This is a genomic window from Arthrobacter sp. S39 (assembly GCF_004320525.1).
In the GTDB taxonomy this organism is placed as follows: Bacteria; Actinomycetota; Actinomycetes; order Actinomycetales; family Micrococcaceae; genus Arthrobacter.
The window spans coordinates 1-360 of sequence record NZ_SIHX01000045.1 but is presented as its reverse complement, the minus strand read 5'-3'; the positions used below and the strand labels follow the sequence as shown (position 1 = coordinate 360).

Annotated in this window: 1 rRNA gene; it reads right to left on the bottom strand. The window is 48.6% G+C overall.

Annotated features, from left to right (window positions below):
• Positions 1-210: ribosomal RNA gene (locus EYS21_RS23270) — 16S ribosomal RNA — on the bottom strand; the annotation flags it as partial.
• Between the last annotated feature and the right edge of the window lie 150 nt (positions 211-360).

Sequence of the window (360 nt, the reverse complement as noted above, 5' to 3'; positions counted from 1 at the left end):
AAAGCTTTCCACCCCCCACCATGCGATGAGGAGTCATATCCGGTATTAGACCCAGTTTCCCAGGCTTATCCCAGAGTTAAGGGCAGGTTACTCACGTGTTACTCACCCGTTCGCCACTAATCCAGGAGCAAGCTCCCTTCATCGTTCGACTTGCATGTGTTAAGCACGCCGCCAGCGTTCATCCTGAGCCAGGATCAAACTCTCCGTTGAAGTAAAACAAAAACAGACACAACATGGCCCCACGGGAAAACGCGGCAACCACACTGCAAAATTTGAAACCAGCTGTAAAAACCAGACCACACCACGGGGTGGCATAATCCAGTCAATTCAACCAATTCAATACAATAAATTGGTATCAAC